Origin of the sequence: Geomonas sp. (genome assembly GCF_035254065.1) — a bacterium.
Lineage (GTDB): Bacteria > Desulfobacterota > Desulfuromonadia > Geobacterales > Geobacteraceae > Geomonas.
The window spans coordinates 1-4,067 of record NZ_DATFBA010000011.1; the positions used below are offsets into that span (position 1 = coordinate 1).

Genomic DNA, 4,067 nt, shown 5'->3' on the forward strand with positions numbered 1-4,067 from the left:
CAGAGAAGGCTGTGGAAAACGGAAAACTGGGCATCCTGGCCCCACTCGATAAGGTCGAGGTGCTGCAGATCCTGCGGGCCGCCTTCTGATTTACGAGAAAGCGCTCCAAGGGTGACTATCAAGCTTCGATAAAAAGGTAACGGAGGACACCGTGAAAAAACGTGCATTGGGAAATAGCGGTCTGGAGGTCTCGGCCCTCGGGCTCGGTTGCATGGGGATGAGCATGGCTTACGGGAAGGTCCCGGACCGGAAGGAAATGATCGAGCTTATAGCCAAGGCGATCGATCGCGGCATCACCTTCTTCGATACTGCGGAAATCTACGGGCCACACACAAACGAGGAACTGGTGGGCGAGGCGCTCGCTCCCTTCCGCGGGCGCGTCGTGATCGCCACCAAATTCGGGATCGGCACCGGCGAGAACGGGCAGCAGGGCCAGGACAGCCGGCCGGAGCGGATCAGGCAAAGTGTTGAAGGGTCCCTCAAGCGGCTCAACATCGAGACCATCGACCTCTACTACCAGCACCGGGTCGATCCCAACGTTCCGATCGAGGAGGTTGCCGGCACGGTGAAGGAGTTGATCCGCGAGGGGAAGGTGAAACACTTCGGCATGTCTGAGGCAGGAGTAAAGACCATCCGTCGTGCCCATGCGGTCCAGCCCTTGACGGCTGTACAGAGTGAATACTCACTCTGGTGGCGGCACCCCGAGGAGGAACTGATCCCCACCCTCGAGGAACTTGGCATCGGCTTCGTCCCCTTCAGCCCGTTGGGGAAAGGATTTTTGACCGGTAAGATCGACGACAAGACCACCTTCGAAAAGAACGACTTCCGTAACATCGTTCCGCGTTTCACTCCCGAGGCCCGCAAGGCCAATCAGGGACTGGTCGACCTCCTGTCCGCCATGGCCGACAAGAAGCGAGTCACCCCGGCGCAGATCGCCCTCGCCTGGCTGTTGGCCAAGAAACCGTGGATCGTGCCGATTCCGGGCACCACGAAGCTCTCCCGTCTGGAGGAGAACATAGGGGCGGTCGACCTTGAACTGACGGCATCCGACCTCGGCGAGATCGAGAGTGCAGCGGCGAAGATAACCATCGAAGGCGCACGGTATCCGGAAGCGCTCGAGAAAAGGACTGGTCTCTAATTATCCGGTCGTTGGCTGACCGGCGACAGAAGAAATACGGAGAACTCTGATGAACACGAACAATCTCAGCACCAGCGTCATCTTCCCCATCGGGGAAAAACTGGAGACGGACAGGTTCAAGGGAACTGTCTGGCTCAAGATGCTTACACCTGCCGACTCCGCCCTCCCCATCGGCAACGTGACCTTCGAGCCGGGATGTCGCAACAACTGGCACAAGCACGCGGGCGGTCAGATCCTGCTTGTCACCGGAGGGAGGGGCTACTACCAGGAATGGGACAAACCGGTGCAGGAACTTCATCCAGGCGACGTCGTCACCATCGCCGCAGATGTCAAACATTGGCACGGCGCTGCCAAAGACAGCTGGTTCTCCCACCTCGCCATAGAGGTTCACCCGGAAATTGGGCCAGCGACCTGGCTGGAGCCGGTAGCGGACGACGATTACAACCAATTGAAGTAACGAGGATGACCATGGCTATCAGCGAGAATGCAGAGAAAAACCACGAGGAACTTTTTCCCAATCACAAATCGACCCTGAAGGTCACCGACCCTGAACTGATCGAGGTCTTCGACAACTTCGCCTTCGACGAGGTGCTCAGCCACGGGAGTCTCGACTCCAGGAAACGCCTGATGATTATCCTGGCATCGATGATCGCAAGCCAGGCGCTGGGCGAATACCGGGTGATGCTCGGCGGTGCCCTCAACGTCGGGGTGACACCCGTGGAGGTGAAGGAGATCGTCTACCAGGCGGTGCCCTACGTGGGGATAGCGAAGGTCTTTGACTTCCTCCTCGCCACTAACGAGATCCTGCAGAGCAGGGGTATTTCGCTGCCACTGGAAGGGCAGTCGACGACCTCCCCGGAGACGCGATTCGACAAAGGGCTGGCGCTCCAGAAAGAGATCTTCGGAGAGATGATCGAAAACATGTACCAGCAGTCACCCGAAGGTCAGCGCCACATCCAGGAGTTCCTGTCAGCAAACTGCTTCGGCGACTACGTGACCAGGGGCGGGCTGGACATCAACATGCGGGAACTTTTCACCTTCTCCATGCTGCTGTCACTGGGAGGGTGCGAACCGCAGCTGAAGGGGCACATTCAGGGTAACGTGAACATCGGCAACGGCAAGGAACTCCTACTCGACGTCATCACCCTGCTTATCCCCTACGTGGGCTACCCGCGGGCGCTGAATGCCCTGCGGTGTCTGAACGAAGCCGGGTAGCGAACGGGCGAGAGCGCTCGAGTGAACAGGTACACCGAAAGGGGGCGACCTCAATGAGTCAGGCATGTACTCCATTACTCTCCGCCTGGCAGAGCTTCTATATCATGGTCGGTTCGGCCGCCGCAGCGGTCATCGCCATCCAGTTCGTGGTGGTTACCCTGATTGCCAATCTGCGCCGGGCTGTCCCAGCTGCAGCCCTAAGCGCATTCGCGACACCGACTGTAGTCCAGTTGATAAGCGCACTGCTGGTCTCGGCGATCATGAGTGCACCGTGGCCGTCCCTTTGCTCCGCGGCGATCGCTCTCACTTTGTTCGGTCTTGGGGGGCTTGTCTACGGGGGGACGGTCATCCGTCGTGCCCGTCGCCAGACGTACTACAAACCGGAGAGGGCGGATTGGGTCTGGTATGCGCTGCTTCCTGGCAGTGCCTACGCGGCCGTCGCCGTCGCCGCTCTGTCCCTGGGGGCCTATCCCTGTCCCGCACTCTTTGCCACCGGGGCAGCCGCCCTCGCCCTGCTGCTGATCGGCATCCACAACGCGTGGGATACGGTTGTACATATCGTCGTCGTAAGGCTCCCCAGCGAGGCCAGGGAGTGAACCGCCCTGTGGGTTTCACAAGATTTGTAATCCAAAAGGAAAAGGAAGAGACATGAAGGCATTAGCTATCAACGGAAGCCCACGAGCGGGCGGTAACACGGAAATCATGCTGAAAAAGGTGCTTGAGCCACTACAGGTAGCTGGTTGGACCACGGAGTACCTGCGGATCGGGGGAAAGCCTGTTTGGGGTTGCCTCGCCTGCATGATGTGCGTTCAAAAGCAAAACGGCCGGTGCGCCATCGAGGAGGATGGCGTTAACGATTACCTAGCCAAGATGTATGAAGCCGACGCTATCATCCTCGGTTCACCGACGTACTTCGCTGACATAACCCCCGAACTCAAGGCGCTGATCGACCGTACCGGCTTCGTGGCCCTTGCCAACGGCGGTGCCTTGAGCGGCAAAATCGGGGCCGCCGTAGTGGCAGTGAGGCGTGGCGGCGCGAGCCACGTATTCAACACCATCAACCATATGTTCCTTACCTCTTCCATGATTGTTCCAGGCTCAATCTACTGGAACTTGGGAATGGGATGCCAGAAGGGAGAGGTCCGCGAGGACGAGGAGGGGATGCGGAACATGGTACATCTCGGAGAAACCATCGGCTGGTTGGGTAAGACCATAGCCTCTTCCGAAGAACCGTTCCCAAAGGTCGCGGTCGAACTGAAATAGAGGGGCGGGCAGGTTACCTACGTTCGTGGGAGAACATGGGGCTTAATTGAAAGTTAGGCGTCAGTGGTGACAGTCCGTATTAGTGCAATCACAAAAGGGCCTTCCCGCACGGCAAGGCTCTTTCTCTTTGCCCACGAGGGCCGCACGCAGCTCCTCTGAGCTTCCTCAGGCGATATGAAGAGTCAGGAGGGTCAGACCTGGACAAAAGACAAAACTGGGTTAAAAGACGCGACTCCCACTTCCCCTTTCAGCAGGTGACGTGAAAGAGACCTATCTTGGAACCTTTCGTCTGGTTGAAGATGGTGATCGCCTTCGGAGTCGGCTCGGCGATCACCTTGCAGTCGTGGTGGGCAAAGTACTCGGCGGCTTGCGGGGAGAGGTGCAGATTGCCGCTTTGGCCGGTGCCGATGATGAGGAGCCGGTGCCCCTTCCGGTAGATGAACTCGGCCTC

At 58.6% G+C, this 4,067-nt stretch carries 6 protein-coding genes; 5 read left to right on the plus strand and 1 reads right to left on the minus strand.

Features of this window, described 5'->3' with window-relative positions:
- The first annotated feature begins 151 nt into the window (after positions 1-151).
- The 5 genes from VJ604_RS00570 (at position 152) to VJ604_RS00590 (ending at position 3,616) form a co-directional block, all read left to right on the plus strand.
- A complete protein-coding gene (locus tag VJ604_RS00570; RefSeq protein WP_324079439.1) occupies positions 152-1,138 on the plus strand; it encodes an aldo/keto reductase in 987 nt (328 codons plus the stop codon).
- A gap of 49 nt (positions 1,139-1,187) precedes the next feature.
- Positions 1,188-1,595, plus strand: coding sequence for a cupin domain-containing protein (locus VJ604_RS00575; RefSeq protein ID WP_324079440.1), 408 nt, complete (start codon positions 1,188-1,190; stop codon positions 1,593-1,595).
- 11 nt (positions 1,596-1,606) lie between these two features.
- On the plus strand, positions 1,607-2,353 hold the full coding sequence (locus VJ604_RS00580) for a carboxymuconolactone decarboxylase family protein (protein WP_324079441.1): 747 nt from the start codon (positions 1,607-1,609) through the stop codon (positions 2,351-2,353).
- 230 nt (positions 2,354-2,583) lie between these two features.
- Positions 2,584-2,949 carry a hypothetical protein gene (locus VJ604_RS00585; protein WP_324079442.1) on the plus strand — a complete coding sequence of 122 codons (366 nt, stop codon included), beginning with the start codon at positions 2,584-2,586 and terminating at the stop codon, positions 2,947-2,949.
- 52 nt (positions 2,950-3,001) lie between these two features.
- On the plus strand, positions 3,002-3,616 hold the full coding sequence (locus VJ604_RS00590) for a flavodoxin family protein (RefSeq protein WP_324079443.1): 615 nt from the start codon (positions 3,002-3,004) through the stop codon (positions 3,614-3,616).
- Positions 3,617-3,863: 247 nt separating this feature from the next.
- Here the strand turns inward: VJ604_RS00590 and VJ604_RS00595 are convergent.
- On the minus strand, positions 3,864-4,067 hold a 204-nt coding region (locus tag VJ604_RS00595; RefSeq protein ID WP_324079444.1), incomplete at its 5' end, for a hypothetical protein.

Coding starts and splice junctions, on each gene's coding strand:
- VJ604_RS00590 (WP_324079443.1), top strand. CDS start 3,002: ATGAAGGCATTAGCTATCAACGGAAGCCCACGAGCGGGCGGTAACACG.
- VJ604_RS00575 (WP_324079440.1), top strand. CDS start 1,188: ATGAACACGAACAATCTCAGCACCAGCGTCATCTTCCCCATCGGGGAA.
- VJ604_RS00580 (WP_324079441.1), top strand. CDS start 1,607: ATGGCTATCAGCGAGAATGCAGAGAAAAACCACGAGGAACTTTTTCCC.